We start from the raw sequence: 26,030 nt of genomic DNA, 5'->3' as shown, positions 1-26,030 counted from the left end.
GTGCCTCGCCTCACTGCAGCCCAGGCGCTGGTGCGCCTGCTGGCGATCGAGCAAGTCCCTTTCGCCTTCGGCATCGTCGGCGGCAAGCTGGCGCCGCTGATGCACGCCCTGTCGCAGCAGCAGGCGGTGCGCTTCGTCGGCGTGCGCCACGAGGCGAGCGCGCCGATGATGGCCGCCGCCGTCCACGCGGGCTCCGGCCGCATGGCCGTGGCGGTCGGCGAGATGGGGCCCGGCGGCCTCAACCTCGCATCCGGCATGGGCGTGGCGCTCAACAACAACCTGCCGCTGCTGGCCATCACCACCAACCAGCACCGGGCGGCCGCCTATCCGCACAGCGGCATGTTCATGGACCTGGACACGAAGGCGGTGTTCGCCCCGCTGACCAAATGGAATGCGGTCGTTCATGACTCGCGCCGCCTGCCCGAACTGGTGCGCCGCGCCTTCCGCGAAGCGCTGTCGGGCCGGCCCGGCCCGGTCCACCTGGACATTCCGCAGGACGTGCTGGCAACCACTGCCGACTACCCCGACGACGCGTTCGCACTGCCGCCCGAGCGCTACCGGGCCACCCTCGGCCCCCGCCCGGCGGCCGAATCGGTCGCCCGCGCGGCGGCCCTGCTGCGCGCTGCGCGGCGTCCGCTGGTGGTCGCCGGCGGCGGCGTGGTGACCAGCGGCGCCGTCGACGCCGTGCGCACCCTCGCCGGCCTGCTCGGCGCGCCCGTGGTGCCGACCCAGATGGCGCTCGGCGTGGTCGCCAGCGACAGCCCGCACTTCATCGGCCATGGCGGCCTGATCTCGGGCGACGCGCTGCGCGCGGCCTTCGAGCAGGCCGACGTGGTGCTCGCCGTCGGCTGCCGCTTCTCGTCCTGGATGTGGGATGCGCGCGGGCCCCTGGCGCGCCGCCACCACCGCACCATCAGCATCAACACCGACCCGTCCGCGCTGGGCCATCCGGTGCTCCACGAAGTGGCGATGCAGGCCGATGCGCGGCTGGCGCTGCAAGACCTGGTGGCCGCCCTCGCGGCCGAGGGCCTGGAGCGAATGCCGGACGGCGGCTGGCTCGCCGGCTTGCGCGAGGTCCGCGCCCGCTACGTCGAAGGCCTGGCCGCGATGGCGCGCGACCCGGACCCGACGATGCATCCCGCGGCCCTCGCCAAGGCCATTGCCGATGCGCTTCCGGGCGATGCGCTGGCGGTGTTCGACGGCGGCCACACCACCTTCTGGAGCAACGATTTCACGCCGGTCGATGCGGTGCGCACGCGCTTCCACGAGCCCGGCATGAGCCACCTCGGCTTCGGGCTGCCGTACGCGCTGTCGCTGCAGCTGCAGCATCCGGACCGGCCAGTGTTCAACATCACGGGCGACGGCTCCTTCGGCTTCACGCTGAACGAACTCGACACCGCGCGCCGCGCCGGGCTGCCGGTGGTCTGCATCATCCACAACAACGCCGCCTGGGGCATCATCCGTTCGGGCCAGCGGGCACAGCTCGATTTCGAATTCGCGACCAGCCTCGAAGGCACCGACCATGCGGCGATCGCGCGCGGCTTCGGCTGCTTCGGCGAAACCGTGACCCGTGCGGAGCAATTCGCGCCGGCCCTGGGCCGGGCGCTGGCCTCGGGCCTGCCGTCGGTGCTGGACTGCCGCACGCGTTTCGTGTCGCATCCCGCCGCGCCGGCCTTCGGCAGCATGAACCGCTTCGGCTTCGAGGCGTTCATGCCGGTGCCCGCCCCGGGCTGACTTCTTCCACATCGCATCTCATCTCGCCATCACCATGACCTCACTGACCCTCGCCCAAGCCAACCAGATCATCGCCGCCGCGCTCGCGCATTCGAAGCAGGCCGGCTACCAGCCGATGGGCATCGCGGTCCTCGACGACGCCGGCCATCTCAAGACCTTCGCGCGCGAGGACGGCGCCAGCATGTTCCGCTTCGACGTCGCCCAGGCGAAGGCCTGGGGCGCCGTCGGCATGGGCGTATCGAGCCGCCAGCTCGGCGAGCGGGCCAAGGGCAACCCGAACTTCTTCGTCTCGCTGGCCGCAACGTCGGCCGGCCGGTTCCTGCCGCAGACGGGCGCGGTGCTGATCAAGGACGCCCAGGGCCGGGTGCTGGGCGCGGTGGGCGCGAGCGGAGGCAGCGGCGACGAAGACGAGGCGATCTGCATCGCGGGGGTTCAGGCGGCGGGCTTCGCCGTGTGATCAGGAAGCCGCCCGCCGCGGCTTCGCCTTCGCCTTGGCGACCGCCGCATTGAGGGCGACCGCGGCCCGCACCAGCGTCTTGAACGCCTCTGCGTCGACCTGCTCGCCCACGCCGATGTCGATCGCGCGCCGCACGTTGCCGTCGAGGCTCGCGTTGAAGAGCTGGCCGGGGTCTTCCAGGGAAGCCCCCTTGGCGAAGGTCAACTTCACTTTCGCCTGGTAGGACTCGCCGGTGCAGAGGATGCCGTCGTGCGACCAGGTCGGCGTGCCCATCCACTTCCATTCCTCGACGACCTCCGGGTCGGCTTCCTTGATCAGCTGGCGCATCCTGCCCAGGGTCTGGCCGCGCCAGTCGCCGAGCTCGGCGATCCGCTGGTCGATCAGCTCGGAGGGCGACAGGCCCGCGGTCGATCCCGGTTTCTTCATGCCAGGGGGAGTTCTCGCATGAGGTTGCTGCGGACCCACGTAAAGGCCCCGGCGCGGAGATTGCCCGCCTGCCACTGGCGGAACTCGGGGTCGGCCGACAGCGGGTCCGTGACCTTGGCGTAGGCCGCCGCGTTGTCGAACTCCACGGTCAGCACATAGTTGCCCAGTTCGCCCGCCGCCACCGTCCACAGCCGGGGCTGGGGTGCACCGTGCTTCTTCCAGAGCGCCGCACCCACCTTCATCGCATCGATGACGGCCGCGAGATCGGCCCCGGGGTTGGGTCGCAACACGTAGCGCGCTTCGTAGGCCATGGATGTCTCCTTCATCGCAGAAAGGACGCTCATTGGAGCACCAGGGCGCCCGCGGGGCAACCGGCGCGGGCCAGCGGCAGGCTCAGTCGGAGACCGCAGCGCAGCCCTCGACGAAGCGGACGTCGGCGATCCAGTTGCGCCGCCTGCGCGCCAGCCGCGTCTCGACGTCCTCGCCTTCGAACGACACCGGCTGCGGGCGAAGAAGCGAAGGCGACACGTTGTCGAATGCGTTGACGTTCACGACGGCATAGAGGTGCTCGTCGAGCAGGCTGGTCACCAGGGGAACGACGCCGCATCGCGCGCAGACATGAAACCGGGCCGTGCGCGTGCCGAAGAAGTAGCTGGAGACGAGCGACGGATCGTCCACGGTCACCCGCAGCACCCCGCCGGGGTTGGAGGTCCAGACCCCGCGGTGCTTGGCACAGAACGAGCAGCCGCACGCCCGGGCCGGGACCTCGGTCGGCTCCGGCTCCCAGCCGAGTTCGAAGGATGTGTTGCCGCAGTGGCAACCGCCTGTGATGACCATGATCGCCCCCTGTCACATGAGAACCTTCAGCAGCCGGGCGAGCAGCTCCTGCGCCGAGAACATCGTGAGCGTCAGCGGCAGCAGGGGCAGCAGCGTGGTCACCGCCAGGTGCAGCACTGTCTTCAGGGTGAACGGCGCCCAGCGCATGTCCTCGACGATCGCGAAGCTGTTGCCCATGTCGGCCAGCGCCTGGATGTCCGGACTGCCGATCAGCGCCTCGTCGGGCTTCGCCCCGCCGCGCAGCCATTTGTGGTCGAACTCGCGCGCATAGCGCTGCGCCAGCGTACCGTACTCGCGGCGGCCCCGATTTTCGGTCGCCTCGAGCTGGGCACTGAAGGCGCACAGCGGCCCGAGGATCACGCACACCATCAGGGCGACCACCCCGGCGATCTCGATCTCGAACTCGAGCAGGCTGGCGCCACCGAAGAAAATCCGGTCGGCGATCATGCCGGCCAGCAGCACGCCCTGGGCGAACAGGAAGGGCGCGAAGGCCACCCGCACCAGCGAGAGAAAGCCGAGTCCCCCGCAGCGGTCGGGATGGGTCGGTATCAGGTCCAGGCGGATGCGCGACACCTGCCAGAGAAAGCGGGCCCAGATGAACAGGCGGAAGTACCACCGCAACAGCAGGAACTGGAACAGCGGCAGGCTCACGCAGGCCAGCCACCAGCCCGCGGCCGTCAGCCTGAGCTGCCCGTCGGCGACGACGCCATACCAGCTCGAGACGTCGAGCGTCAATCGCGTTCGCCAGACCACGAACACGCCGATGCCGTAGACCAGCAGCACGAGGAGAGCTTCCGCCCAGACCGAATTGCGAAGGCGCAGGGCGGACGCGACGGCCAAGTGGAAGCGACCCCGCGAATCGTCCGGCACCAGGCCGTCTTCCAAGAACTGCCGCGCGACCAGGCGCATGCGCCGGTGAACCACCAGCTCGGCCAGAATCAACAAGGGCAATGCGACCAGCAGGCGGGCATGCAGTTCGAGATCGCGCAGAAACGGCAGTTCGATGCGGCCCCAGGCCCGTCCTTCGACCACGGATATCAACAGCAGCGGGGCCCAGGCGAGGAGCACCGCGGCCAGCGCGCGGCGGTGCGGCATGTTGCCGACCGCGTCCGACAGGTGCGCGCGCCGCCAGAGTTGGAACAGGGGCCCCCCCAGCACCAGGGAAAAGTCGTCCGATTCGAGCTGGCGCAGCTCGTCGATGCTCGGCGTCGCAGGGGGCATGGCTCGGAACCTCCGCAATCGGTGCAGCATCCTACACGGCGCCCATGGCGGGGGCCGCGGGCATTCACGATCCGTTCACCCTCATCGCCAAGAATCGCGCAACTCTTTTTGCCCACGCCCGCGCCGATCGCCGGGCGGCCGCTTTTCCCTTTCTGCATCCAATGTCCAGGCACACCTGGGTTCGCACCTGCGCCTTTCTCTGGGGCGCCGTCGTCTTCATGCCCGTCGGGCTCAACTACGCCGGCGCGATCTTCCTCATCATCGCGATGCTGGCCGGCGGCCAGCTGCCCGAGCGCCTCGGCCGCCTGCGCACGCACCCCCTGCGCTGGCCGATCGCGGCCTTCCTGCTGTGGACCCTGGCCGTGCTGGCATTCGGCCCGCGCTATCCCGGGACGCCGGTCGAGCTGGGGCACGGGTTGCGGATCGCGACCACCATGGTGCTGCCGATTCTGCTGTCCGAAGAAGAGGCCGCCTGGGGCCTGCGCGGCTTCTTCGCCGGTGCCCTGCTGTCGCTCGCGGTGATGCTGCTGACCTGCGCCTTCGGCCTGCCCGACCTGCCGCTGTGGCACAACCTGACGACCATGAAGGGCAACAAGTCGATCAACGACGCCCTGCTGTTCGCGCTGCTCGGCGCGTCGGCGGCGACCTGGGCGCTGGCGCTGCCGCGCACCACGCCGAAACGGCTTGCCTGGCTGGCGGCCGCTTTCGCCGCGACCCTGGGCTGCGCGGTCATCGTGACGCTGGCGCTGCCGTCGCGGACCTCGCTGATCGCCCTGTTCGTCGCCGTGCTCGGCGCCTGCGTGCACCAATGGCGCCTTCGGCTGCGCGCGCTCGCTGTTTCGCTCTGCGTCGTCATGATCGCCGCCGGCGGACTGATCTCGCAGGCGCCGTCGGCGCAGGAGAAGTTCAAGCTCGGCGTGCAGGAAATCGAGGCCGCCCAGGCCGGCGCGGTGTCGGAGGGCAGCTGGGTGGTGCGCTTCTACATGTACCGCGAGACCTCGCGCATGATGATCGAGCGCCCCTGGGCCGGCTGGGGCGTCGGCAGCTGGACCAGCGAATGGCACCGCCGCGCGCCGAGCCTGCTGCACGACTACAACATGCCGCACAACGACTTCCTGTGGATGGGCTCGCAGACCGGCGTGCCGGGGCTGCTGGCGCTGGCGCTGGTCTTCGCGACCGGCCTGGGCATGGCCTGGCGGCGCGCCGACCTCGCCGGGCGGCTGGCCTTCGTCGCGATGCTGGTGCTGCTGGTGGCGACCAGCGTCAACTCGGCCAACCGCGACGCGGCGATCGGACTCAGCCTGCCCTGGATCGTGTTCCTCTGCCTTCGGCGCGCACACGGCGCTTCGCCGGCGCTTGCAGGCGATCGACCCGCAGGCGATCCCGTTCGTCCGTGACGCTGCGCGCGGCCAGCCAGACCGCACCGGCGGCGGCCAGCCCGCCGGCGCCGCTCAGCAGGAACAGCAACAGGATCTGGTACTTGGCCGCTTCCAGCGGGTCCATGCCGGCCAGCAACTGGCCGGTCATGATGCCCGGGAGCGTGATGATGCCGGCCGCCGACATCTGGTTGACGAGCGGGATCATGCCGCGGCGGATGGCGGCCTGCACCGTCGCGGCCAGGGCCTGCCGGGCGCTGTCGCCGAGCGCCAGCCGGGCCTCGATCGCCGAGCGCCGGGCCCGCACGTCCTCGAAGAAGCTGTCGAGCCCGAGGCTGGCCGAATTCAGCACGCTGCCGAGCACGATGCCCATCAGGGGAATGGCATAGCGCGGGTCGTGCCAGGGCACCGGCCTGATCGCGGTCGTGAGCGCCAGCGCCACGGTCACGATGCCCGACACGGTCACCACCAGCGCACCGATGCGAAAGTTGCCGCCGTTCGCCAGCCGCTGCCGGGGCCGCACCGCGACCTCTCGGGCCGCGGCGAGGATCATCAGTGCGACGATGCCCAGCGTGGCGGGCGCCGAGGAGGCCGCGAAGACCGCGCGGAGCACCAGGCCCACCAACAGCAGCTGGACGACCATCCGGAACGCCGACCACAGCAATTGCCGATGCACCTGCAGGCCGAGCGCGAGCGAGGCTGCCGCGTTGACCACCACCAGCAGGGCGGCCACGCCGACGTCGAGCGTGTCGAGGTGGATCGTCATGCCGGGTGCAGCGCGCCGTCGATCATGTCGAACGCGCGCTGCCCCATGCGCGCCGCCTGCTCGCGCGAATGCGTGACCAGCAGCACCGCCAGGCCGCCGGCCATGCGCGCGCGCAGCAGGGCCTCCACCGCCGCGGTCGACGCCGCATCCAGCGAAGCGGTCGGCTCGTCCAGCAGCAGCACGTCGGGGCCGACCGCGAGCGAGCGCACCAGCGCCAGCCGCTGGCGCTCGCCGGTCGACAGGCGCGCGATGTCGACCGCCATCAGGTCGGGCGAAAGGCCCAGCCTCGGCAGCAGGGCATGGACCTGCGCGAGGTCGCCGGGCCTGAAATGCGCGGCGGCATCGGCTGCCCACCAGGCCGGCTCGGCCGCCTGGTAGACGACGCGCCGCCGCCATTGCGGGCCGCTGGAGCGGTCGCGGTCGAGCCCGTCGAGCGTGACCTCTCCGGTGCCCACGTCCATGTCGGCGATCAGCCGCAGCAGCACGCTCTTGCCGGCGCCGGACGCGCCCAGCACGGCCACGCATTCGCCGCGGGCCAGGTCCAGATCGAACGGGCCGCCGAAGTCATTGGCCAGTTGCCTGACGCGGAGCATGGCGGCAATGTAGGGCCGGATCATGAAAGGCGGCTGAACATCGCCTGACCCGCGGACAGGATCCGGCCGTTCAGGTTTCGTGCAGGTGGCGGACATAGCATCCAAGCATGTGGATCCAGCGCCCTTTTCAAGCTCCCGCTAGGCCCAGCCCATGGTGGCGGACACCGGCGGCGCCACTTCCAGTGTCATCCTTCTGACCAAGCGGTCGGCCGCGGAGGCCGAGCCAATGCGCCGCATATCATCGACATGCGCCGCCGAGGCGAGATGTTGCCATGCAGCACCGGCCCAGACGTACATCCAATGTTTTCATGAATCACCCGATCGATCGAGGTACGTACCACCCCGCACCGCCCCTTGCGGACAAGCGACCGCTTTCTCGCGGCATGCTGGCCCTGCTGCTCGCCCCATTGGCGGTGATCTGGTTCGGCTCGCTCGGCATGCGCTCGCTCATCAGCCCCGACGAGGGCCGCTACGCCAGCATCGCCTTGGAGATGATGCGCAGCGGCGACTGGATCACGCCGCGCCTGAACGGCCTGCTCTACTTCGAGAAGCCGCCGATGCAGTACTGGCTCAGCGCGATGTTCCTGCACCTGTTCGGCCTGAACGAATTCGCCGCGCGCCTGTGGCCGGCGCTCGCCGGCTTCCTCACGGTGCTCGCGGTCGGTGCGACGGCCTCGCGGCTGTGGGGCCGGGAGACCGGAATCCGCACCTTGGCGATCGCGGCGTCGATGACCTGGATCTTCGGCAACGCCCATTTCCTGACCCTCGACGCCGGCCTGACGCTGTTCCTCACGCTCGCGCTGTGCGCCGTCCTGATCGCCGAGAACGTTCCGGCGACACCCGCGGTGCGCCGCAACTGGATCTGGCTCGCATGGGCCGCGATGGCCGGCGCGGTGCTCAGCAAGGGGCTGGTCGGCATCCTGATCCCCGGCGCGACCCTGGTCCTGACCTGCCTCTGGCGCCGGGACTTCGGCCCCTGGCGCCGGATGCACTGGTGGTCCGGACTGCTGATCTTCCTGGTCCTGGCAGCGCCATGGTTCGTGCTGGTGTCGATGCGCAATCCGACCTTCGCCCAGTTCTTCTTCATCCACGAGCATTTCGCGCGCTACCTGACCAAGGTCCACCAGCGTGAAGGCACCTGGTGGTACTACCTGCCGCTGCTGCTCGGCGGGATGCTGCCCTGGACCAGCGCGCTGCCATGGCTCGGCCCCCGGCGCGCCGGCGACGCGCCGCCGCGCGGCGTCGCGCCGGCCGACTTCCTGTTCGTGCATTCGGTCTTCATCCTGCTGTTCTTCAGCGCCAGCGGTTCGAAGCTGCCCTCCTACATCCTGCCGATGTTCCCGGCGCTGGCGCTGCTGATCGGCCTGCGGCTGCAACAGGCCAGCCCGCGCGTGCTGCGCGGCCACCTGCTGGTTCCGATCCTGGTCTGGTCGATCGCGCTGGTCGCCTCGACGCAGAGCGCGCGCGTGGCCTCCCATTCGACGCCGGCCGAGATCTTCGCCCAGCTCGGCGCCGGGATCCGCTGGGGTGGCGCGGTCTTCCTCGCGTTCGCGGCATTTGCATGGTGGGCCCTGCGGCGGCGCGGCGTGACGCTGGCCATCGTCAGCCTGGCGCTCGGCCATCTGATCGGGATGACGATGGTGATGGCGGCCCACAACGCCTACGGACAACTCAAGAGCGCGGCGCCCATCGTGTCGGCATTGGAGCCGGTGCTGCGGTCCGGCGCGCCGATGTTCGCGGTCGGGATCTACGACCAGACGCTGCCCTTCTACCTGCGGCGGGACGTCGTTCTGGTCGACTACGAGGACGAATTCGCCATGGGCCAGGTGCTGGAGCCCGGACGCTCGCTAGACTCGCTCGACGCCTTCGCCACCCGCTGGGAGGCGTTGCCGCAGGCCGCGGCCTACATGGACTTCCCGAGCTTCAGCGCGTTGCGCCAGCGCGGCCTTCCGATGCGGGTCATCTTTCAGGATCAACGACGCGTGGTGGTAGCCAGACAATGAAGATCATCGATTTTGCGTGGGTGCTGACCGGCGTCCTGCTCAACGCCGCAGCCCAGCTGCTGCTCAAGGCCGGGGCGCGCAGCGTCGGCGAGATTTCCATGAGCGACGGCAGTGCCGCGCTCTGGCGCAGCGCGACCGGGCTGGCCCAGCACCCCGGCATCCTCGGCGGCCTGACCTGCTACGCGATCAGCGTGGTGGTCTGGATCGTCGCCCTGTCGCGGGTCGAAGTCAGCATCGCCTACCCGATGCTCTCGATCGGCTACATCGTCAACGCGGCGCTGGCCTGGTGGCTGTTCGGCGAACAGGTCAACGCCCAGCGCTGGCTCGGCATTGCGGTCATCGTCGTCGGCGTCATCCTGGTGGCGCGCAGCGGGAGCACGAATTGAACGACACGCCCTTCCTGCCTTTCACGCGCCCTTCGATCGACGAGCGCACCATCGCCGAAGTGTCCGAGGTGCTGCGCTCCGGATGGATCACCACCGGCCCGAAGTGCCAAGCGCTCGAGGCCGCCTTGTCCAGGCGCTTCGACGGACGGCCGGTGCGGCTGGTGAACTCCGGCACCGCCTCGCTCGAACTGGCGCTTCGGCTGTGCGACATCGGCCCAGGCGATGAGGTCATCACCACGCCGATGAGCTGGGTCGCGACCGCCAACGTGGTGCTGGCGGTCGGCGCCACGCCGGTGTTCGTCGACGCCGATGCCGCCACCCGCAACATCGACCTCGACCGCATCGAGGCCGCCATCACGCCGCGCACGCGGGCCCTGCTGCCGGTCGACCTGGCCGGCCTGCCGGTCGACCGGGACCGGCTCAACCGGCTGGCCGCGGCCCATGGCTTGCGCGTGGTCGAGGACGCGGCGCAGTCCTTCGGTGCCCAATGGGGCGGGCGGCCGATCGGCAGCTTCGGCGACCTGGTGTCGTTCAGCTTCCACGCCAACAAGAACATGACCTTCGGCGAAGGCGGCTGCCTGGTGATGAACGACGAGGCCGAAGCGCGGCGCTTCGAGCTGCTGCGGCTGCAGGGGGTCCAGCGGCTGCCCGGCGGCGGCATGGAGGTCGAGGCCTGGGGCGCCAAGGCCAACATGACCGACATCGCGGCGGCGATCGGCCTGGGACAGCTGCGCAGCATCGACGACTTCAATCTGCGCCGACGCCAGCTGGCCCGGCGCTACTTCGAACGCTGGGACCGCTCGCTCGGCTTCGAGCTGCCGTCCGAAGACACGGAGCTGCATGGCAACTGGCACATGTTCCAGCCGCTGCTGCCGCGCGCGTTCGCCGCGGCGCGCCCCGACTTCGTGGCCGGCATGAAGGCGCTCGGCTTCGGCGTCGGCGTGCACTACCCCGCGATGCACCTGTTCTCGATGTTCAGGGCCATGGGCCACGCCCGCGGCGATTTCCCGGTCGCCGAGGACATCGGCGAACGCACGGTCACGCTGCCGCTGTTCCCGGCCATGACCGACGCCGACGTCGATCGCGTGTGCGCTGCCGTCACCACCGTGATGGCGGAACTGCAGGGAGTGCGGCCATGACGGCGCTGAAGTCGGTTCCCGGCCAAGAGGCCGACCACGACCACGACCACGACGACGACATCGACGACGACACCCCCGAACTCAGCGTCGTGATTCCGGTCTACAACGAGGAGCAGGGCCTGGCGGCGCTGTTCGAGCGGCTCTACCCGGCGCTCGATGCGCTCGGGGTCTCCTACGAGCTGATCTTCATCAACGACGGCAGCCGCGACCGTTCGGCCGCGCTGCTGGCGGCGCAGTTCGAGCGTCGGCCCGACGTGACGCGGGTCATTCTCTTCAACGGCAACTTCGGCCAGCACCGGGCGATCCTGGCGGGCTTCGAGCACTGCCGGGGCGACCGCATCGTCACCCTCGATGCCGACCTGCAGAACCCGCCCGAGGACATCCGCCTGCTGCTGGACGCCATGGACCGCGGCCACGACTGCGTCGGCTCGATCCGCCGCGACCGCCAGGACCAGGCCTGGCGACGCTGGGCGTCCCGGGCCATGAACCGGATGCGCCATCGGCTCACCGGCATCGTGATGACCGACCACGGCTCGATGCTGCGCGCCTACAGCCGCAACGTGGTGCAGTTGATCAACCAGTGCAACGAGATGAACACCTTCATCCCGGCGCTGGCGCTGCAGTTCTCGCGCAACCCGGCCGAGGTGGTGGTGGGCCACGAGGAGCGGCACGCGGGTGAATCGAAGTACTCGTTCTACAGCCTGGTGCGGCTCAACTTCGACCTGGTGACCGGCTTCTCGCTGGTGCCGCTGCAGGCGTTCTCGCTGCTCGGGATCGTGGTGTCGATGCTGTCGGCGCTGCTGTTCCTGATCCTGGCGACGCGCCGGGTCGTGCTGGGGCCCGAGGAAGGCGGCGTCTTCACGCTGTTCGCCCTGCTGTTCCTGCTGGTCGGGCTGGCGCTGTTCGGCATCGGCCTGCTGGGCGAGTACATCGGGCGCATCTACCAGGAGGTGCGGGCCCGGCCGCGCTACGTCATCAACGCCGTGCTGGAGCGCAAGCGCCCATGAAGGCCATCGTCTTCGCCTACCACGACGTCGGCGTGCGCTGCCTGCGGGTGCTGCTCGATGCCGGCGTCGAGGTGCCGCTGGTCGTCACCCATGCCGACGCCGCCGGCGAGGCCATCTGGTTCTCCAGCGTGGCCGGCGTGGCGACGGCGCACGGCCTGCGCTGCGTGACGCCCGCCGACCCGCACCTGCCGGAACTGCTGGCCGAGGCGGCCGCATCGACGCCCGACTTCTTGTTCTCGTTCTACTACCGCCACATGCTCAAGGCGCCCTGGCTGCAGCTGCCGAGCCGCGGTGCCTTCAACATGCACGGCTCGCTGCTGCCGCAGTACCGCGGCCGGGCGCCGGTGAACTGGGCCGTGATCGAGGGCGCGACGCAGACCGGCGCCACCCTGCACCGCATGAACGAGAAGCCCGACAACGGCGCCATCGTCGACCAGTGCGCGGTGCCGATCCTGATCGACGACACCGCCCACGAGGTGTTCGGCAAAGTCGTCGTCGCAGCCGAGATCGTGCTGGCGCGAAGCCTGCCGCTGATGCTCGCCGGGACCGCCGTCGAGCGCCCGCAGGACCTCTCGCAGGGCCGCTACTTCGGCGGCCGCAAGCCGGAAGACGGCCTGATCCCGGGCAGCGCCAACGCCCTGCAGATCCACAACCTGGTGCGCGCCCTCGCGCCCCCCCACTACCCGGGCGCTTTCTGCCACATCGGCGGCGAGCGCATCCGCATCGACAGCACCCGCTTCGCCGAACGGCCGCGGCGGGCACCCGGCGCCGGCCTTCGGTTGGCGAGCGAGGCCGGCGCGCTCTGGCTGCTGGCCGCCGACGGCAGCACGCTCGAAGTGCTGGCCGCGCAAGGCCCTGCCGGCGCGATCGACGCGGCCGGCTTCGAACGCCGCTTCGGTGCGCCCTGCGTGCCGGTCGACCATTGAATCATCCCCAACCCACGGATCGCCCCATGCTCAAAGTCCTCATCCTCGGCGTCAATGGCTTCATTGGCCACCATCTCACCCGCCACATCCTCGAAACCACCGACTGGCACGTCTACGGCATGGACATGCAGACCGATCGGGTCCGGCCGTGGCTCGGCGACCCGCGCTTCCATTTCTTCGAAGGCGACATCACGATCAACAAGGAGTGGATCGAATACCACGTCAAGAAATGCGACGTCGTGCTGCCGCTGGTGGCGATCGCCACGCCGGCCACCTACGTGAAGCAGCCGCTGCGCGTCTTCGAGCTCGACTTCGAGGCCAACCTGCCGATCGTGCGGCAGTGCCTCAAGTACGGCAAGCGGGTGGTGTTCCCCTCGACCAGCGAGGTCTACGGCATGTGCGAAGACGAAGCCTTCGACCCCGAATCGTCGAACATGGTCTACGGCCCGATCAACAAGCCGCGCTGGATCTATGCCGCCGCCAAGCAGCTGATGGACCGCGTCATCCACGCCTACGGCATGCAGGAAGGACTGCGCTACACGCTGTTCCGCCCGTTCAACTGGATTGGGCCGGGCCTGGACAGCCTGCACACGCCCAAGGAGGGCTCGAGCCGCGTGATCACCCAGTTCCTGGGCCACATCGTGCGCGGCGAGCCGATCCGGCTGGTGGACGGCGGCAGCCAGCAGCGCGCCTTCACCTATGTCGACGACGGCATCGCGGCACTGGTGAAGATCATCGCCAACGAAGGCGGCGTGGCCGACCAGAAGATCTACAACATCGGCAACCCGGCCAACAACCACTCGATCCGCGCGCTGGCCGAGATGATGCTGGCGCAGGCGCGCACGCTGCCCGAATACGCCGAGGCAGCCGCGGCGGTGCGGCTGACCGACGTGTCGTCGGCCGAGTACTACGGCCGCGGCTACCAGGACGTCGCGCACCGCGTGCCCGACATCAGCGCGACCATGAAGGACCTCGACTGGAAGCCGCAGGTCGGCATGCAGGAGGCGCTCGCCAGCCTCTTCGCGTACTACCGGGACGAGGCCGAGGCGGCCGCCGACCTGGCGCTCTGAGACGATGGCGCGCATCGCACTGAAGATCGACGTCGACACCCTGCGCGGCACCCGCGAAGGCGTGCCCCGGCTGCAGGCGCTGCTGCAGCGCGTCGGCGCCGGCGCCACCTTCCTGTTCAGCCTCGGACCCGACCACACCGGACGGGCCATCCTGCGCGTGTTCCGGCCCGGCTTCCTGAGCAAGGTGGCGCGCACCTCGGTGGTCGAGCACTACGGCGTGCGCACGCTGCTCTACGGCAGCCTGCTGCCGGGGCCCGATATCGGGAAGCGCGAAGCCTCGACCCTGCGCGCGGTGCGCGACGCCGGCTTCGAGGTCGGCGTGCACTGCTGGGACCACATCGACTGGCAGGACCACCTGACGCAGCGCGATGCGGCATGGACGCTGCGCCAGATGGCGCGCGCGGTCGAGCGGCACACGCAGATCTTCGGCAGCGCCCCGCGCCTGCACGGCGCCGCCGGATGGCAGTTCAACGCGGCGGCCGCGCAGGCCGAGACCACGCTCGGCATCGCGCTGGCGTCGGACACGCGCGGCGAGGGGCCGTTCATCCCGGTGGCCGACGACGGGCGCGTCATCGGCCCGCCGCAGTTTCCGACCACGCTGCCCACCCTCGACGAGCTGATCGGCATCGACGGCCTCGATGCGCAGAACGTCCACGCCCACCTGCTGGGCCTCACGGCCGCTTCCGACCGCGACCAGGTCTACACGCTGCACGCCGAACTCGAGGGCATGAAGCTCATGCCGGTGTTCGAGCGCCTGCTGCAGGGCTGGCACGCCCAGGGCCACCAGCTGGTCACGCTCGGCGATCTCGCCGCGGCGGTCGATCGCTCCACCCTGCCGCGGCACCGGCTGCGGCAGGGCGAGGTGGCGGGGCGCTCGGGGCTGCTGGCGGTGCAGGGTGCGGCCTGGACGCCGGCTGGCGCTGCGGCCTGACTAAGGCGCCGCGGCCGACGGCAGCCGGCCCAGCAACGCATCGGCAAAGGCCTCGGGACTCTCGATGTGCGGTATGTGCCCCACCTGAGGCAGGACCGTGAGCGTCGCCTGCGGAATCCATCCTTGCAGGGCACGCGCCTGCGGCAGCGGCGTGATGCTGTCCTGCTCGCCCCACAGCAGCGCCACCGGCAGGCCGCCGGCGGCCCAGGCGCGCAGCTTCGCGGCGTCGAGGCTGGCGGCGTCCTCGCAGGCCGAAACCGCGAACGCCTGTGCCCAGTCGCCGAGGCTGGCGCTGAAGCCCTCGCGTTCGAAAGGCACCTGGTAGGCGGGGACGAGCGCGCCGGTCACCCTGTCCTTCCGAAAAACGAACTGCTTCAGCAGCGTGCCCGTCAGTCCGGGCCAGGTCGGGCTCGCGCCGACCAGGGCGGTTCGAAGATCGCGGTGCGCCAGCAAGCCGGGGCCGCCGGCCTCGCAAACCGGCGCTTCGCCCATCGGGCCCAGCCCCAGTGCCGGATCGACCAGCACCAGCTGGCGCACCCGCCCTTGCGCCTGCAGCGCCGCCTCGAGCGCGGGCCCGGCGCCGAACGAATGGCCGACCAGGACCACCGGCGCCCCGTGGCTGTCGATCAGGCCGAGGACACGCCGCGCCTGCGCCGCGCGCGAGTAGTCCGGGCCGGCACCTGTCAGCGCCGGCTTCGACAGCCCGAACGGCGGCAGGTCGACGGCCACGACGCGCCACCCGGCCTCGCTCAACGTCCGGGGCAGCCCGAACCAGGTGCCGCTCCAGGCACCGGTGCCGTGCAGCAGCAGAAGCGTCGGGGCCTTGGCCTCCCCCCACTCCTGCACATACAGCGCGGCATCGCCGGCAGGCACCCAGCGGCCCTGCCCGCCGGCCAGCTGCTCGACCGATTTCGTCTCCCGCGCTGCGCGTGCGCCGTGGGCGTAGGCGATCCATCCCGCGGCCGCGACGAGGACGGCACCGACGAGCAGCAGCGCGACCGCCGCGCAGCGCAGGACCGTCGAGGCGACCGTTCTAGAAGTCGTAGACATGCTCGATGGCACTGCCGCCCAGCCCCGACTCGACCTGCCGCAGCAGGCCGCCGAGCCGGTCGATCGGCGTGGCCAGCACCACGCGCACGGTGCCCGGCCGCGTGAGGATCGGCTGCACGAACAGCACCCGCGCCGTCGCGCCGGGCGGCGGCGACCATTGCGCCGGCACCAGCAGGCTGGCGACGACCTCGCCGCGGTTGCCGGCGATCTCCCTGAAGTCGATCCCCTGGCCCGCGAGCCAGCGGCTGTAGGCCGTGAAGCCCTCGTAGCGCGGGATCGTCGCCAACACGCCTGCGGCGCCGGTTTCGAGCAGCGCGTAGTCGGGGTGCGCGGCATCCCTGGCCGGCGCCCCGCTGAGGACCACGGCCGTGACCGGCAGCGGCGCGTCATAGATGGCGTGGGTACCGAGCTTGATCGCCTGCGCATAGCCGGCCTTCACCAGCAGCTCGGTCGTCAGCGCGAACCGGCGCTCCCAGCGCCGGATCAGGTTCGGCCCCGACAGCGGCAGGCCCGCCGCCCACATTCGGCGAAGCTCGGCGCCGAAGTCGAACAGGTACCAGGGGTCGACCCGGATGAAGTCCACATAGGCCTGCGCATAGCGCGCCGCGAAGACTTCCTCGGGCACTGGCGCCGGGCCCGACCGCGTGGCCTCCGCGAGCCTGCCGACCGTGTGCTCGTAGGCGCCCTTGACCGCGTACTCGACCGTGGTGCTGGTGCCGATCACCATCACCATGAGGTGATAGCCGCCATTGAACGGATAGTTGCCGAGCTCGCGGCCGACCGCCCGGTAGCCCTGCCAGAACTGGCCGATGTGCGAGAACAGCGGAAAAGCACTGGGCGGCCGTCCGCTGGCCAGGTAGGCAGCGTACTCGGCCGGGCTGTGCACCAGGTACCACTCGGGGAAGGTCAGGAAGGTCTGGTCGGGGGTCCTCTGGTGGACCGGCGGCGTGGCGGCTTCCGCCGCGGCGGCCCCGCCGTGGAATGACGCGAGCGCGAGGCCCGCGAACACCAGTGCGAGCAGTGGCCGGACGCTATTCATCGTGCCGCCGCGAGCGCTTCGGGCCGCACGGACGGCAGCGGCGCTGCCGCAGCGTCGTTCGCCACGCTGCCGGTCAGCGCCCGGCCTTCCTTGGTGAAGCACAGCAGCACGTTGTCGGTCGGGTCGTTGTCCTGCAGGATGCGGGCGCCGGAGTCCTTGAAGCCCGCCTGCGCCAGCCGCTCGACCCAGGTCGCCACCGGCTCGAAGAAACGAAGCTCGGCCCGGTTGGTCTCCCAGGTCTCGCCGAGTCCCGCATTGAAGACGGTGTGCGCCAGCGACACCAGCACCCGCAGCTCCTCCGAGCGCACGTCGTGGTCGCGGACGATGAAGACGCCGCCGGGACGCAGCACGCGGTTGACCGACGCCAGGAAGCCCCGCAGCCGCTCCACCGTCATGTGGTGGAGCCCGACGTAGCAGGCGACCAGGTCGAGCGATGCGTCGGCGATCGGGTCGGCCGGCAGCGGCGCGTAGTCGGCGAGCGGCAGGTGCCGGCCCTCGAGCTTGCGAAGCTGCCCGCGCTCCATGATGTCGACCGGCGAGAAGGTCGGCGCCTTCTCGTCGATGAAGTAGCAGGGGCCGCCGATGTCGAGCGCCGACGCGAGTCCGCGGAAGTAGCGTCCCTTGGAGCCGATCTCGGCATAGCCCGAGAAGCGTTTGCGCTCGCCCAGCAGTTGCAGCGTCTGCCGGGTCATCTCGGCCTTCTGCTTGACCAGCGACGGCAGCGCATGCGTCAGGTCGGCCAGCATCGGCTTGATGCCCTTCAGCTCGCTCTGCAGATAGCGGTAGACGCTCTCTTCGTCCTTGTGCAGCTTGCAGGCATCGCGGATCAATTGGTGGAAGCGGTCTTCCGGCAAGGTGCGGAACACGCTCTGGAGAAAGCGGTAGAAGGCATCGGACAGCCGCACATCGCCGAAGACCTGGTGGAACTCCGAACTCGGCGCATCGGAGGCAGCGGGCACCGGCTGCCCCGGCTTGTGGTACTTGTTCCAGAGCACGTTGGTGAAGCGGAAGTCGGGATCGAGCCGTTCTTTCAGGGCCAGGTACTCCCTGGCTCGCGGATAGGCGCGATGGAACTGCGCCTCGGTGCCGTGCGGCTGGTACGGCAGGTAGTAGGTGCCGCCGACCGACAGCACGGCATCGATCAGCTCGCGGGTCCACACGCCGACCCGGCTCCTGGCGTTCTCCCGGGTCCGCTGCTTGTGGTACAGCACGAAGGCGAAGGTCTCCCGCGGCGCCCAGCTCAGCAAGGTGTTGGGGTCGGGCATGGCATGGCGGATCGACACGTTCAGCGCGTTCACGCGATGGCGCCGGAGGACCGCGGCCATGAGGGGCACGAAGGCCTCCAGCTGCTCCACCGGGACGAAGTATTCCTGCAGCACGTAGGTCCGGTCCTTGCGCGAAGGCGGCTCGAGTTCCGCGACGTCGTAGCCGGCCTCGTAGTTTCGCCAGTGCACCTTCTTGCGCAGGTACAGGAGCGGGTCGACCAGCTTCTCGCGCCGCTCCTTGCCGAAGGGCGTCTCGGACACGGCCCACAGGAAGTACTGGTGCAGCGGGTAGCGGCTCGCGAGCGGCTGCAGCCTCGCCGAGGTGGTGGCCGGGCGATCGGTCTCGACCCAGGTGACCGAGCGCGCGCTCGCGTAGTGCGGCGCGTACAGGTCGGCGTTGTGGAAGACCGCCTTCGGGTTGTTGCGGACCTCGTTCTTGAAGTGGGTCCAGTACTGCGACAGCGGCATCACCTTGTCGACCCGCAGCACGCGCTTGTTCTCGGCCAGGTCGAGCTCGATCTCGACCACCACGCCGAGCCCGCCGTAGCCGCCGATGACGCCGTAGAACAGCTCGGGGTTGTGCGTCCGGCTGGCGCGCTCGAGCCGGCCGTCGTGCAGCGCCACCTCGATGCTGCGGATCGACAGCACCAGGGGGCCGAGCCCCACGTAGCGGCCGTGGCAGTTCACGCTCAAGGCCCCGCCGACCGTGAAGTTGGCGTAGGTCTGCATGATCTTCACCGCCAGGCCGTGCGGGTCGACGAAGCGCTGGATGTCGCACCAGCGAACGCCGGGCTGGACCCGGATCGTCTTCTCGTCGGGCGAGAACGCGAGGATGCGGTTCATCGAGCGCATGTCGAAATGCAGGCTGCCCGGACTGGCCGTCTGCCCGCCCATGCTGAAACGCCCGCCCCCGATCGAGACCGGCCCGGAGGTGCGGCGCAATGCTTCGACGACGTCCCCGGTGCAGGCCGGCGCGACGATGGCCATCACCCGCACCGGGTTCAGTTGCGTGACGTCGTTGACGATGTGGTGGTTGGTCATGGCAGGGCGGAGTCGGTGGCGGGGTTCGTCACCCGCAGATAGTCGCTGCGGACGCCCGCCGGCGCGCCGTAGCGTTCGGCGTTCGCCGCCGGGCCGCGGAATCCGCATTCGATCAGCAGCGCGATCGCGCCGGCCACCGGCACCGCCGCCAGCAGCAGCCAGCCGGCCGAGCGCCCCCGGTCGTGAAGCCGGCGGCCCCAGACCGAGACCAGGTGCCCCACGAGGACCAGCACGGGGATCAGGTCGAAGGGCGCGCCCAGCCGCTGCTGCACCGCCGTGCACAGCCAGAGCGCCACCGGAACCACCACGCCCATGCGCAGCCAGAAGCCGGTGCGGCTCAGTCGACCCTGCAGGGAAAATTCTTGAATCCAGGACATCTTCGAGTGCTTGTTGTCTGCCCGTGCCGGCGCGATGCCGAGCCCCGCTATGCTAATCGCGATGTATCGAGATGTGTACCCAGCTGAACGGCCAGTTCAGCCGGGCGCTTCGGCCGCATCGGCGGCAACGCCTAGCGCCCGGCTCGCCACCCAAGGAAGCCGGCCAAGCGCCGCAGCACCCGCGAGCGGGGCAGATCGCGCGCCAGCGGCGGCAGCGACAGCGCCAGCAGCAGCGCCGCCAGCGGCAGCGTGCAGATGAAGCCCACGTACTTGAAACCCAGCGCGCCGACGACGCCGCCGAGCACGAACATGCCCACCAGGCCGCTGGTCATGCGGATGCGCCGCGGATCGTGGCGCACCGGCGCCGCCGTGGCGTGGTCGGCGCGGTTCCAGTAGAAGAGCTTGCCGAGCTCCATGCCCAGGTCGGTGATGTTGCCGGTCATGTGGGTGGTGCGGATGCTGCCGCCCGAAGTCTTCGATGCCACTGCATTCTGCAGCCCCATGATGAACGACAGCAGCAGCACCGTGAGCGGCACCGCGAAGGGCGTGTTCCAGGTCAACGTGATCGCGCCCATCAGCCCGAAGGGAAGCATCAGCATCGCCTCCAGCAGCAGGGGCAGCGCATAGACGCCATGCAGGCGGTTCTGGCGGCCCCAGTTCACCAGCATCGCGCAGACCGCCGCGCCGCTCAGGAAGGCCAGCACCGCACCCAGCGCGTTGAGCAGCAGCTTCGCGTTGCCCAGCACCAGGCCATCCGCGAGCTGGGAGGCGAAGCCGGTCATGTGCGAGGTGTACATGTGCAGCACCAGGAAGCCGCCCGCGTTGACGGCACCCGCGTTGAAGGCCAGCAGCAGCCCCAGGGCCCTGTTGGTCGAGGGCGCGCGATGGCGGTTGGTGAGGAAGCGCAGACGTCGCATGGCGGTCTCGATGGTTCGACGGCGCTATCTTGGCATGCCGCGGCCGGGGTCCGGCCCGGCGGCGCAGACCGCCGTCAACCCGGCATCTGCGCCCCGGCCTCCCGGCGATTGACGTCATAGAACAGCCCCCGCAGCCAGCGGTTGGCGGGATCGTTCTGCATGCGCCGGTGCCAGTACTGCTGCAGTTGCAGCTGCGGCGGCCGGAACGGCAGCGCGATCTCCTTGATCGCGACATGCCGGCCGACCACGGTGGCGATGTCCTGCGGCACCGTGGCGATCAGGTCGCTGCCTGGCAGCAGCACCACCAGGCTCATGAAATGCGACAGCTCCAGCGTGACATGGCGCTGCCAGCCCTTGTCGTCGAGGAAGCGGTCCAGCAGATGTTCCCGGCCATCGGGCCGCACGACGATGTGGCGCGCCGACAGGTACTGCTTCAGCGTCATGCGCGACCCCGCCGCCGTGTGGCGGGCACAGGCGATGCAGGTGTAGGTGCTCATGAAGAGCGCCTGCTGGAAATAGCCGGCCCGCTGCAGGTCCGGAAAAAAGCCGACGGCGAGCTCGGCCTCGCCCTGCTCCAGCGCGTCCGCCGCCGCCGCGCGCGGCCTCGACACCGCATGCAGCCGCACATGCGGCGCCTCTTCGCGCAGCCGCCTGAGCACGCCCGGCAGGAAGGCGACCTCGCCGATGTCGGGCGTGAGGATCGTGAAGCTGCGCTCCGCGCGCGCCGGATCGAAGGCTGATTGCTGGAGGATCTCGGACTGGATCGTCTGCACCACCCGATGCACCACCGGCGCCAGTTCGAGCGCGCGCGGCGTCGGTTCCATCTGCGAGGCCGTGCGCACGAACAGCTGGTCGTCGAACACCGCGCGCAGCCGCGCCAGCGCCCCGCTGGTGGCCGACTGGCTCAGCGCCAGGGCCTCCGCCGCCTTGTTGACGCTGCGCAGGCGCGCCATCGTGTCGAACAGGACCAGCAGGTTGAGATCGACCGAACGAATATCCATGAAACCGATTTTATCTATCGGGCAAATCGTCTGTACATGGGCTGGTCGACTTCCTACGATCGCGGCCGGAGACACACATTGAGCACGTTGAAACACCCATCCGGCTGCGCCTGCGGCATCGACACGCACGCGCACGTGGTGCCGGAGAACTTCCCGGCCTACGTCGGCAGCCACCTGCCGGCCGACTGGCCGTCGATGGCCGCGGCCCAGCCCTGCCACCGCAGCGTCATGATCTCGGGCAAGGTGTACCGCACCGTCTCCGACAAATGCTGGGACACGGGCAAGCGGCTGCAGGACCTGCCGGGCATGGGGTTGGCCCTGCAGGTGGTCTCGCCGATGCCGGAGCTGCTCTCCTACTGGATGGAGGCCGAGCCCGCGCAGCAGCTGCTGCGCTTCCTGAACGAGCAGATCGCCGGCATGGTGGCCGAAAGCGGCGGCGCACTCGCAGGCCTGGGCGCCGTGCCGCTGCAGGACATGGACCTGGCCATCCGGGAACTCGAGCATGTGGTCCAGGTGCTCGGCTTCCCCGGCGTCGAGATCGGCAGCAACATCAATGGCGTGGCGATCGGCGCGCCGGCCTTCGACCCCTTCTTCGAGGCCTGCGAACGGCTCGGCGCCGCGGTGTTCGTGCATGCGATCCGGCCCGCGGGCATGGACCGGCTGGTGGGCCCGCCGGCGCTGCAGCAGGTGCTGGCCTACCCCGGCGACGTCGGCCTCGCCGCCGCATCGGCCATCACCAGCAACCTGCTGGTACGGCGGCCGAAGCTGCGGATCGCCTTCAGCCACGGCGGCGGCACGCTGGCCTCGCTGCTGCCGCGCCTGCAGCAGGGCGCGGGCGTGTTCCCGGCCCTGCAGGACACCCTGCTGCAATCGCCGGTGGAACAGGCGCGCCGCTTCTTCTACGACACGCTGGTGTTCGACACCCCGACCCTGCGCCACCTGGTCGGCAGCTTCGGCGGCAGCCAGCTGATGCTGGGCACCGACTACCCCTTCAACTTCCACGACCGCACGCCGGTGGAGCGGGTCGAGGCCGCAGGCTTCGATGCCGACACCGCGGCCGCGCTGGTCCACCGCAACGCCGAGCGCTTCCTCGGCCTTTCGAAAGGCATCGCATGAGTTCACCCTGGATCGAGGGGCTGCGCAGCGTGGCACTCGAAGTGCCCGACCTGGCGCAGGCCGAAAGCTTCTACACCGAGACCTGGCGGCTGGAGGTCGCTGCACGCGGCAACGGCGCGCTCTGTCTGCGGGGCAGCGGCAGCGATGCCTTCCTGCTCGCCCTGCACCAGGGCGGCGGCGTGCCGCGGATCCGCCATGTCACGCTGCGCGCGCGCAGCGCCGAGGCGCTGGCTGCCGTGGCCGCGCAGGTCGAGCCGGGCGGCGGACGGATCCTCAGCCCGGTCCAGCCGCTGGACGAAGAAGCGGGCGGCACCGGCTTCGGCTTCCGCGACCCGCACGGCCGCATCTTCCAGGTGGTGCACGGCGATGCCCGCCGCGAGCCGTCGGCGTCGACGCGCGACCGGCCGCTGCGGCTGACCCACGTCGTGCTCAACAGCCACGCCGTCGACGAGACGCAGGCTTTCCTGTCGAAGGTGCTCGGCTTCACCTTGGCCGACCGCACCGTGGCGATCGCCTTCATGAACTGCAACAGTGACCACCACACGCTGGCCGTCGGCGTCTCGGACAACGACGCGCTCAACCACATCGCCTTCCTGATGCCCGACGGCGATGCCGTGATGCGCGGCGGCGGCCGGATGAAGGATGCAGGCTTCCCGATCCAGTGGGGGCCGGGGCGCCATGGTCCCGGCAACAACCTCTTCAACTACTTCATCGATCCCTTCGGCGTCGTCATCGAATACACGGCCGAGGTCGAGCAGGTCGACGAGCGCTACCGGCCTCGCGGCCCCGAGGACTGGAAGTGGCCGCCCGGCCGCGTCGACCAGTGGGGCATCTCGCCACCGCCCGGCCCCACCCTGAAGGAGGCGCAGCGGCGCGTCCTGTTCGTTCCCTCCTGATTCCCCTGAAAGAGAAAGCCATGAACTTCACCACCTACCTGCGCAACGGCGCGCCTCGCCTGGCCGTGGTCGACAACGACCAGCTGATCGACCTGAACGATGCCCAGCCGCAGGTGCCCGACGATCTTCGCCGCGCACTCCAGGCCGGCGTCGACCTGAACGAGGCGGCACGGCAGGCGCTGGCCCATGGCGCCCGCCAGCCGCTCGCCGCCGCGGCCCTCGCACCGCTGGTGCCCGAGCCGGGCAAGATCGTCTGTCTCGGCCTCAACTACTACGACCATGCCAAGGAAGGCGGGCGCGAGAAGCCCGACTACCCCTGGTTCTTCTTCCGCGGCGCCTCCTCGCTGATCGCCCACGGCGAGGCCGGCGTCGTGCCCTCGGTGTCCTCGAAGTTCGACTACGAGGCCGAGCTGGCGGTGGTGATCGGCCGCCGCGTGCCGCGCCACACCCAGGAGGCCGACGCGCTGCAATACGTCTTCGGCTACAGCTGCTTCAACGACATGAGCGTGCGCGACTACCAGAAGCGCACACCGCAATGGACCATCGGCAAGAACTTCGACGGCACCGGCGGTTTCGGGCCGGTGCTGGTGAGCGCCGACGCGCTGCCGCCCGGCGCGGTCGGCCTCAAGATCCAGGGCCGCCTCAACGGCGAGGTGATGCAAGACGCGAACACCAGCGACATGATCTTCAGCGTCGCCGAGACCATTGCCCTGCTGGCCGACGTGCTGACCCTGGAGCCCGGCGACGTGATCGTCATGGGCACGCCGGCCGGCGTCGGCCAGGCGCGCACGCCACCGGTGTGGATGAAGGCCGGCGACCGCTACGAGGTCGAGATCGAGCGCGTCGGCGTGCTGTCGAACCCGATCGTGAACGAAGCGCGATGAGCGAACTTGTCTACGACGTCGCGATCGTCGGCTACGGTCCGGCGGGCCAGGTCGCAGCCGGGCTGCTGGGGCAGAAGGGCCTGCGGGTCCATGTCTGCGAGCGGCTGCAGGACGTCTACCAGATCCCGCGCGCGATCGCCCTCGACCACGAGATCATGCGGGTGTTCCAGCAGCTCGGCGTGGCGGAAGCGGTGCAGCCCTATTGCGAGCCCTTCACCAACTCCGAATACTTCGGCGTCGACGGCCAGCTGATCCGCCGCATGACCATGGTCGCGCCGCCCTACCCGCAGGGCTACACGCCCTCGATGGTCTTCACGCAGCCGGCGGTCGAGCGCGTGCTGCGCGCTCGGGTCGCCGAGCTGCCCAACGTGACGGTGGAGCTCGGCGCGACGCTGCAAGGCATCGAGCAGGACGCGAACGGCGTGTCGCTCGCCATCGACACCGCGAACGGCGAACGCAAGGCGGTGCGCGCCCGGTATGCGATCGCCTGCGACGGCGGCTCAAGCACGGTGCGCACGCAACTCGACATGCCGCTGGAGGACCTCGACTTCGACGAGCCCTGGCTGGTGGTCGACGTGCTGGTCAACGACCAGGGCCTCGCCAAGCTGCCGCCGGTGAGCGTGCAGTACTGCGAGCCGGAGCGTCCGTGCACCCTGGTGATCGGGCCGAAGAACCATCGCCGCTGGGAGATCTCGCTGAAGCCGGGCGAAGATCCCGGCGCGGTCGCGACCGACGCCGAGACCTGGAAGCTGCTCTCGCGCTGGCTCACGCCCGCGGACGGAACGCTGTGGCGCCAGGCCAGCTATCGCTTCCACGCGCTGGTGGCCGCCCAGTGGCGCAAGGGCCGCGTGTTCCTGGCCGGCGATGCCGCGCACATGCAGCCGCCCTTCCTCGGGCAGGGCATGTGCCAGGGCATCCGCGACGCGGCCAACCTGAGCTGGAAGCTCGCGGCGGTGCTGCAGGGCGAGGTCGGCGGCACGGCCGCCGAAGCCCTGCTGGACAGCTACGGCACCGAGCGCAAGGCGCATGTGCGCGAGCTGACGAGCCGCATCAAGGGCGTCGGCGCGGTGATCTGCGAACGCGACCCGGCCAAGGCCCGGGCGCGCGATGCGCAGCTGCTGGCGGATTGCGCCGGGGTGGTCAGGGACACGCCGCGCCAGGACATCCTGCCCCGGCTCGAACACGGCCTGCTGTCCGGGCGCGAGAGCGCGGCACGCGGCGGCCTGTTTCCTCAGCCCTGGCTGCAGCAGGGCGGGAAGAGAAGCCGCATGGACGAGGTCGCCGGCCACGGCTGGCGGCTGGTGCTCTCCGCTGACGCTGCAGCGGACGCGGAAGTCGGCGCATGGAGCGGGCTCACGCGGGTCTCGCTGCAGGCCCTGGCGGAAACCGAAGGCGTCGCCGCCGACTGGTTCCAGCGCCATGCCTGCGTGGCGGCACTGGTGCGGCCCGACAACTACGTCTATGGCGTCGCAGCCACGGCGCAAGACACCACGGCGCTGCTCGAAGAGGCGGCCATCGCCCTCGGCGTCACGGCGGCCTGCGAGGCCTGAACCCAACAATCAACAGGAGACA

The 26,030-nt window shown here is 70.1% G+C and carries 26 protein-coding genes; 14 read left to right on the top strand and 12 right to left on the bottom strand.

Features of this window, described 5'->3' with window-relative positions; translation table 11 throughout:
* A complete protein-coding gene (locus QZH52_RS28500; protein WP_301814221.1) occupies positions 1-1,734 on the top strand; it encodes a thiamine pyrophosphate-binding protein in 1,734 nt (577 codons plus the stop codon).
* A gap of 34 nt (positions 1,735-1,768) precedes the next feature.
* Entirely contained in the window at positions 1,769-2,191 is a 423-nt protein-coding gene (locus QZH52_RS28495) for a GlcG/HbpS family heme-binding protein (protein ID WP_301814219.1), read from the top strand.
* On the opposite strand, the gene QZH52_RS28490 is transcribed toward QZH52_RS28495, so the two are convergent.
* The 4 genes from QZH52_RS28490 to QZH52_RS28475 form a co-directional block, all read right to left on the bottom strand.
* A complete protein-coding gene (locus QZH52_RS28490) occupies positions 2,192-2,617 on the bottom strand; it encodes a DUF1801 domain-containing protein (RefSeq protein WP_301814218.1) in 426 nt (141 codons plus the stop codon).
* Entirely contained in the window at positions 2,614-2,928 is a 315-nt protein-coding gene (locus QZH52_RS28485) for an NIPSNAP family protein (RefSeq protein WP_301814217.1), read from the bottom strand. Before QZH52_RS28485 ends, QZH52_RS28490 begins: the two co-directional genes overlap by 4 nt.
* A gap of 82 nt (positions 2,929-3,010) precedes the next feature.
* On the bottom strand, positions 3,011-3,454 hold the full coding sequence (locus QZH52_RS28480; protein WP_301814214.1) for a GFA family protein: 444 nt from the start codon (positions 3,452-3,454) through the stop codon (positions 3,011-3,013).
* 12 nt (positions 3,455-3,466) lie between these two features.
* Positions 3,467-4,675 carry a hypothetical protein gene (locus QZH52_RS28475; protein ID WP_301814213.1) on the bottom strand — a complete coding sequence of 403 codons (1,209 nt, stop codon included), beginning with the start codon at positions 4,673-4,675 and terminating at the stop codon, positions 3,467-3,469.
* Positions 4,676-4,836: 161 nt separating this feature from the next.
* Here QZH52_RS28475 and QZH52_RS28470 point away from each other — a divergent pair, with 161 nt between their 5' ends.
* Entirely contained in the window at positions 4,837-6,072 is a 1,236-nt protein-coding gene (locus tag QZH52_RS28470; RefSeq protein ID WP_301814212.1) for an O-antigen ligase family protein, read from the top strand.
* Here the strand turns inward: QZH52_RS28470 and QZH52_RS28465 are convergent.
* Both QZH52_RS28465 and QZH52_RS28460 read right to left on the bottom strand, forming a co-directional pair.
* A complete protein-coding gene (locus QZH52_RS28465) occupies positions 5,972-6,817 on the bottom strand; it encodes an ABC transporter permease (protein WP_301814210.1) in 846 nt (281 codons plus the stop codon). The two genes, QZH52_RS28470 and QZH52_RS28465, sit on opposite strands and share 101 nt — an antisense overlap.
* On the bottom strand, positions 6,814-7,434 hold the full coding sequence (locus tag QZH52_RS28460) for an ABC transporter ATP-binding protein (protein ID WP_301814209.1): 621 nt from the start codon (positions 7,432-7,434) through the stop codon (positions 6,814-6,816). The genes QZH52_RS28465 and QZH52_RS28460 overlap by 4 nt, the downstream gene beginning before the upstream one ends.
* 284 nt (positions 7,435-7,718) lie before the next feature.
* Between QZH52_RS28460 and QZH52_RS28455 the strand changes: the two genes are divergently transcribed.
* The 7 genes from QZH52_RS28455 to QZH52_RS28425 are packed head-to-tail and all read left to right on the top strand — an operon-like array spanning position 7,719 to position 14,872.
* Entirely contained in the window at positions 7,719-9,413 is a 1,695-nt protein-coding gene (locus QZH52_RS28455) for a glycosyltransferase family 39 protein (protein WP_301814207.1), read from the top strand.
* Positions 9,410-9,799, top strand: a complete 390-nt coding sequence (locus QZH52_RS28450) for a DMT family transporter (protein WP_286519476.1) — start codon at positions 9,410-9,412, stop codon at positions 9,797-9,799. Before QZH52_RS28455 ends, QZH52_RS28450 begins: the two co-directional genes overlap by 4 nt.
* Positions 9,796-10,938: a DegT/DnrJ/EryC1/StrS family aminotransferase gene (locus QZH52_RS28445; RefSeq protein ID WP_301814205.1), complete on the top strand. Its 1,143-nt coding sequence runs from the start codon at positions 9,796-9,798 to the stop codon at positions 10,936-10,938. The genes QZH52_RS28450 and QZH52_RS28445 overlap by 4 nt, the downstream gene beginning before the upstream one ends.
* On the top strand, positions 10,935-11,945 hold the full coding sequence (locus tag QZH52_RS28440) for a glycosyltransferase (protein WP_301814204.1): 1,011 nt from the start codon (positions 10,935-10,937) through the stop codon (positions 11,943-11,945). Before QZH52_RS28445 ends, QZH52_RS28440 begins: the two co-directional genes overlap by 4 nt.
* Positions 11,942-12,871: a formyltransferase gene (locus tag QZH52_RS28435; RefSeq protein WP_301814202.1), complete on the top strand. Its 930-nt coding sequence runs from the start codon at positions 11,942-11,944 to the stop codon at positions 12,869-12,871. Before QZH52_RS28440 ends, QZH52_RS28435 begins: the two co-directional genes overlap by 4 nt.
* Positions 12,872-12,897: 26 nt before the next feature.
* On the top strand, positions 12,898-13,941 hold the full coding sequence (locus tag QZH52_RS28430) for a bifunctional UDP-4-keto-pentose/UDP-xylose synthase (RefSeq protein WP_301814200.1): 1,044 nt from the start codon (positions 12,898-12,900) through the stop codon (positions 13,939-13,941).
* Between the two features lie 4 nt (positions 13,942-13,945).
* Positions 13,946-14,872 carry a polysaccharide deacetylase family protein gene (locus QZH52_RS28425; RefSeq protein WP_301814198.1) on the top strand — a complete coding sequence of 309 codons (927 nt, stop codon included), beginning with the start codon at positions 13,946-13,948 and terminating at the stop codon, positions 14,870-14,872.
* Here the strand turns inward: QZH52_RS28425 and QZH52_RS28420 are convergent, their stop codons facing one another.
* The 6 genes from QZH52_RS28420 to QZH52_RS28395 form a co-directional block, all read right to left on the bottom strand.
* A complete protein-coding gene (locus QZH52_RS28420; RefSeq protein ID WP_301814196.1) occupies positions 14,873-15,922 on the bottom strand; it encodes an alpha/beta fold hydrolase in 1,050 nt (349 codons plus the stop codon).
* Positions 15,906-16,961 (bottom strand): hypothetical protein, encoded by a 1,056-nt coding sequence (locus QZH52_RS28415; RefSeq protein ID WP_301814194.1) that lies wholly within the window; start codon positions 16,959-16,961, stop codon positions 15,906-15,908. The genes QZH52_RS28420 and QZH52_RS28415 overlap by 17 nt, the downstream gene beginning before the upstream one ends.
* Positions 16,958-19,267, bottom strand: coding sequence for an FAD-binding protein (locus tag QZH52_RS28410; protein ID WP_301814192.1), 2,310 nt, complete (start codon positions 19,265-19,267; stop codon positions 16,958-16,960). The genes QZH52_RS28415 and QZH52_RS28410 overlap by 4 nt, the downstream gene beginning before the upstream one ends.
* Positions 19,264-19,644 carry a DUF805 domain-containing protein gene (locus QZH52_RS28405; RefSeq protein WP_301814190.1) on the bottom strand — a complete coding sequence of 127 codons (381 nt, stop codon included), beginning with the start codon at positions 19,642-19,644 and terminating at the stop codon, positions 19,264-19,266. The genes QZH52_RS28410 and QZH52_RS28405 overlap by 4 nt, the downstream gene beginning before the upstream one ends.
* A gap of 131 nt (positions 19,645-19,775) precedes the next feature.
* Positions 19,776-20,561: a YoaK family protein gene (locus QZH52_RS28400; protein WP_286536107.1), complete on the bottom strand. Its 786-nt coding sequence runs from the start codon at positions 20,559-20,561 to the stop codon at positions 19,776-19,778.
* Positions 20,562-20,635: 74 nt separating this feature from the next.
* Complete coding sequence (locus QZH52_RS28395) at positions 20,636-21,562, bottom strand: LysR family transcriptional regulator (protein WP_301814188.1); 927 nt, start codon at positions 21,560-21,562, stop codon at positions 20,636-20,638.
* 87 nt (positions 21,563-21,649) lie between these two features.
* Here QZH52_RS28395 and QZH52_RS28390 point away from each other — a divergent pair, with 87 nt between their 5' ends.
* The 4 genes from QZH52_RS28390 to QZH52_RS28375 are packed head-to-tail and all read left to right on the top strand — an operon-like array spanning position 21,650 to position 26,008.
* Positions 21,650-22,678, top strand: coding sequence for an amidohydrolase family protein (locus QZH52_RS28390; protein WP_301814186.1), 1,029 nt, complete (start codon positions 21,650-21,652; stop codon positions 22,676-22,678).
* Positions 22,675-23,574: a VOC family protein gene (locus QZH52_RS28385; protein ID WP_301814184.1), complete on the top strand. Its 900-nt coding sequence runs from the start codon at positions 22,675-22,677 to the stop codon at positions 23,572-23,574. Before QZH52_RS28390 ends, QZH52_RS28385 begins: the two co-directional genes overlap by 4 nt.
* Before the next feature lie 20 nt (positions 23,575-23,594).
* A complete protein-coding gene (locus QZH52_RS28380; RefSeq protein ID WP_301814182.1) occupies positions 23,595-24,458 on the top strand; it encodes a fumarylacetoacetate hydrolase family protein in 864 nt (287 codons plus the stop codon).
* The gene (locus tag QZH52_RS28375; protein WP_301814181.1) at positions 24,455-26,008 is read left to right on the top strand and encodes a bifunctional 3-(3-hydroxy-phenyl)propionate/3-hydroxycinnamic acid hydroxylase; all 1,554 of its coding nucleotides are present in this window, start codon (positions 24,455-24,457) and stop codon (positions 26,006-26,008) included. Before QZH52_RS28380 ends, QZH52_RS28375 begins: the two co-directional genes overlap by 4 nt.
* Positions 26,009-26,030 lie beyond the last annotated feature (22 nt).

The organism is Variovorax ginsengisoli (assembly GCF_030486595.1).
Classification (GTDB): Bacteria; Pseudomonadota; Gammaproteobacteria; order Burkholderiales; family Burkholderiaceae_C; genus Variovorax; species Variovorax ginsengisoli_B.
Note: the sequence above shows the minus strand (reverse complement) of the source record. Positions and strands in the feature narration are given on the sequence as shown.

Excerpts from the sequence above, each read along its gene's own strand:
- QZH52_RS28495 (WP_301814219.1), top strand. The coding sequence starts at position 1,769 with ATGACCTCACTGACCCTCGCCCAAGCCAACCAGATCATCGCCGCCGCG.
- QZH52_RS28490 (WP_301814218.1), bottom strand. The coding sequence starts at position 2,617 with ATGAAGAAACCGGGATCGACCGCGGGCCTGTCGCCCTCCGAGCTGATC.
- QZH52_RS28485 (WP_301814217.1), bottom strand. The coding sequence starts at position 2,928 with ATGGCCTACGAAGCGCGCTACGTGTTGCGACCCAACCCCGGGGCCGAT.
- QZH52_RS28480 (WP_301814214.1), bottom strand. The coding sequence starts at position 3,454 with ATGGTCATCACAGGCGGTTGCCACTGCGGCAACACATCCTTCGAACTC.
- QZH52_RS28475 (WP_301814213.1), bottom strand. The coding sequence starts at position 4,675 with ATGCCCCCTGCGACGCCGAGCATCGACGAGCTGCGCCAGCTCGAATCG.
- QZH52_RS28470 (WP_301814212.1), top strand. The coding sequence starts at position 4,837 with ATGTCCAGGCACACCTGGGTTCGCACCTGCGCCTTTCTCTGGGGCGCC.
- QZH52_RS28465 (WP_301814210.1), bottom strand. The coding sequence starts at position 6,817 with ATGACGATCCACCTCGACACGCTCGACGTCGGCGTGGCCGCCCTGCTG.
- QZH52_RS28460 (WP_301814209.1), bottom strand. The coding sequence starts at position 7,434 with ATGATCCGGCCCTACATTGCCGCCATGCTCCGCGTCAGGCAACTGGCC.
- QZH52_RS28455 (WP_301814207.1), top strand. The coding sequence starts at position 7,719 with ATGAATCACCCGATCGATCGAGGTACGTACCACCCCGCACCGCCCCTT.
- QZH52_RS28450 (WP_286519476.1), top strand. The coding sequence starts at position 9,410 with ATGAAGATCATCGATTTTGCGTGGGTGCTGACCGGCGTCCTGCTCAAC.
- QZH52_RS28440 (WP_301814204.1), top strand. The coding sequence starts at position 10,935 with ATGACGGCGCTGAAGTCGGTTCCCGGCCAAGAGGCCGACCACGACCAC.
- QZH52_RS28435 (WP_301814202.1), top strand. The coding sequence starts at position 11,942 with ATGAAGGCCATCGTCTTCGCCTACCACGACGTCGGCGTGCGCTGCCTG.
- QZH52_RS28430 (WP_301814200.1), top strand. The coding sequence starts at position 12,898 with ATGCTCAAAGTCCTCATCCTCGGCGTCAATGGCTTCATTGGCCACCAT.
- QZH52_RS28425 (WP_301814198.1), top strand. The coding sequence starts at position 13,946 with ATGGCGCGCATCGCACTGAAGATCGACGTCGACACCCTGCGCGGCACC.
- QZH52_RS28420 (WP_301814196.1), bottom strand. The coding sequence starts at position 15,922 with ATGTCTACGACTTCTAGAACGGTCGCCTCGACGGTCCTGCGCTGCGCG.
- QZH52_RS28415 (WP_301814194.1), bottom strand. The coding sequence starts at position 16,961 with ATGAATAGCGTCCGGCCACTGCTCGCACTGGTGTTCGCGGGCCTCGCG.
- QZH52_RS28410 (WP_301814192.1), bottom strand. The coding sequence starts at position 19,267 with ATGACCAACCACCACATCGTCAACGACGTCACGCAACTGAACCCGGTG.
- QZH52_RS28405 (WP_301814190.1), bottom strand. The coding sequence starts at position 19,644 with ATGTCCTGGATTCAAGAATTTTCCCTGCAGGGTCGACTGAGCCGCACC.
- QZH52_RS28400 (WP_286536107.1), bottom strand. The coding sequence starts at position 20,561 with ATGCGACGTCTGCGCTTCCTCACCAACCGCCATCGCGCGCCCTCGACC.
- QZH52_RS28395 (WP_301814188.1), bottom strand. The coding sequence starts at position 21,562 with ATGGATATTCGTTCGGTCGATCTCAACCTGCTGGTCCTGTTCGACACG.
- QZH52_RS28385 (WP_301814184.1), top strand. The coding sequence starts at position 22,675 with ATGAGTTCACCCTGGATCGAGGGGCTGCGCAGCGTGGCACTCGAAGTG.
- QZH52_RS28380 (WP_301814182.1), top strand. The coding sequence starts at position 23,595 with ATGAACTTCACCACCTACCTGCGCAACGGCGCGCCTCGCCTGGCCGTG.
- QZH52_RS28375 (WP_301814181.1), top strand. The coding sequence starts at position 24,455 with ATGAGCGAACTTGTCTACGACGTCGCGATCGTCGGCTACGGTCCGGCG.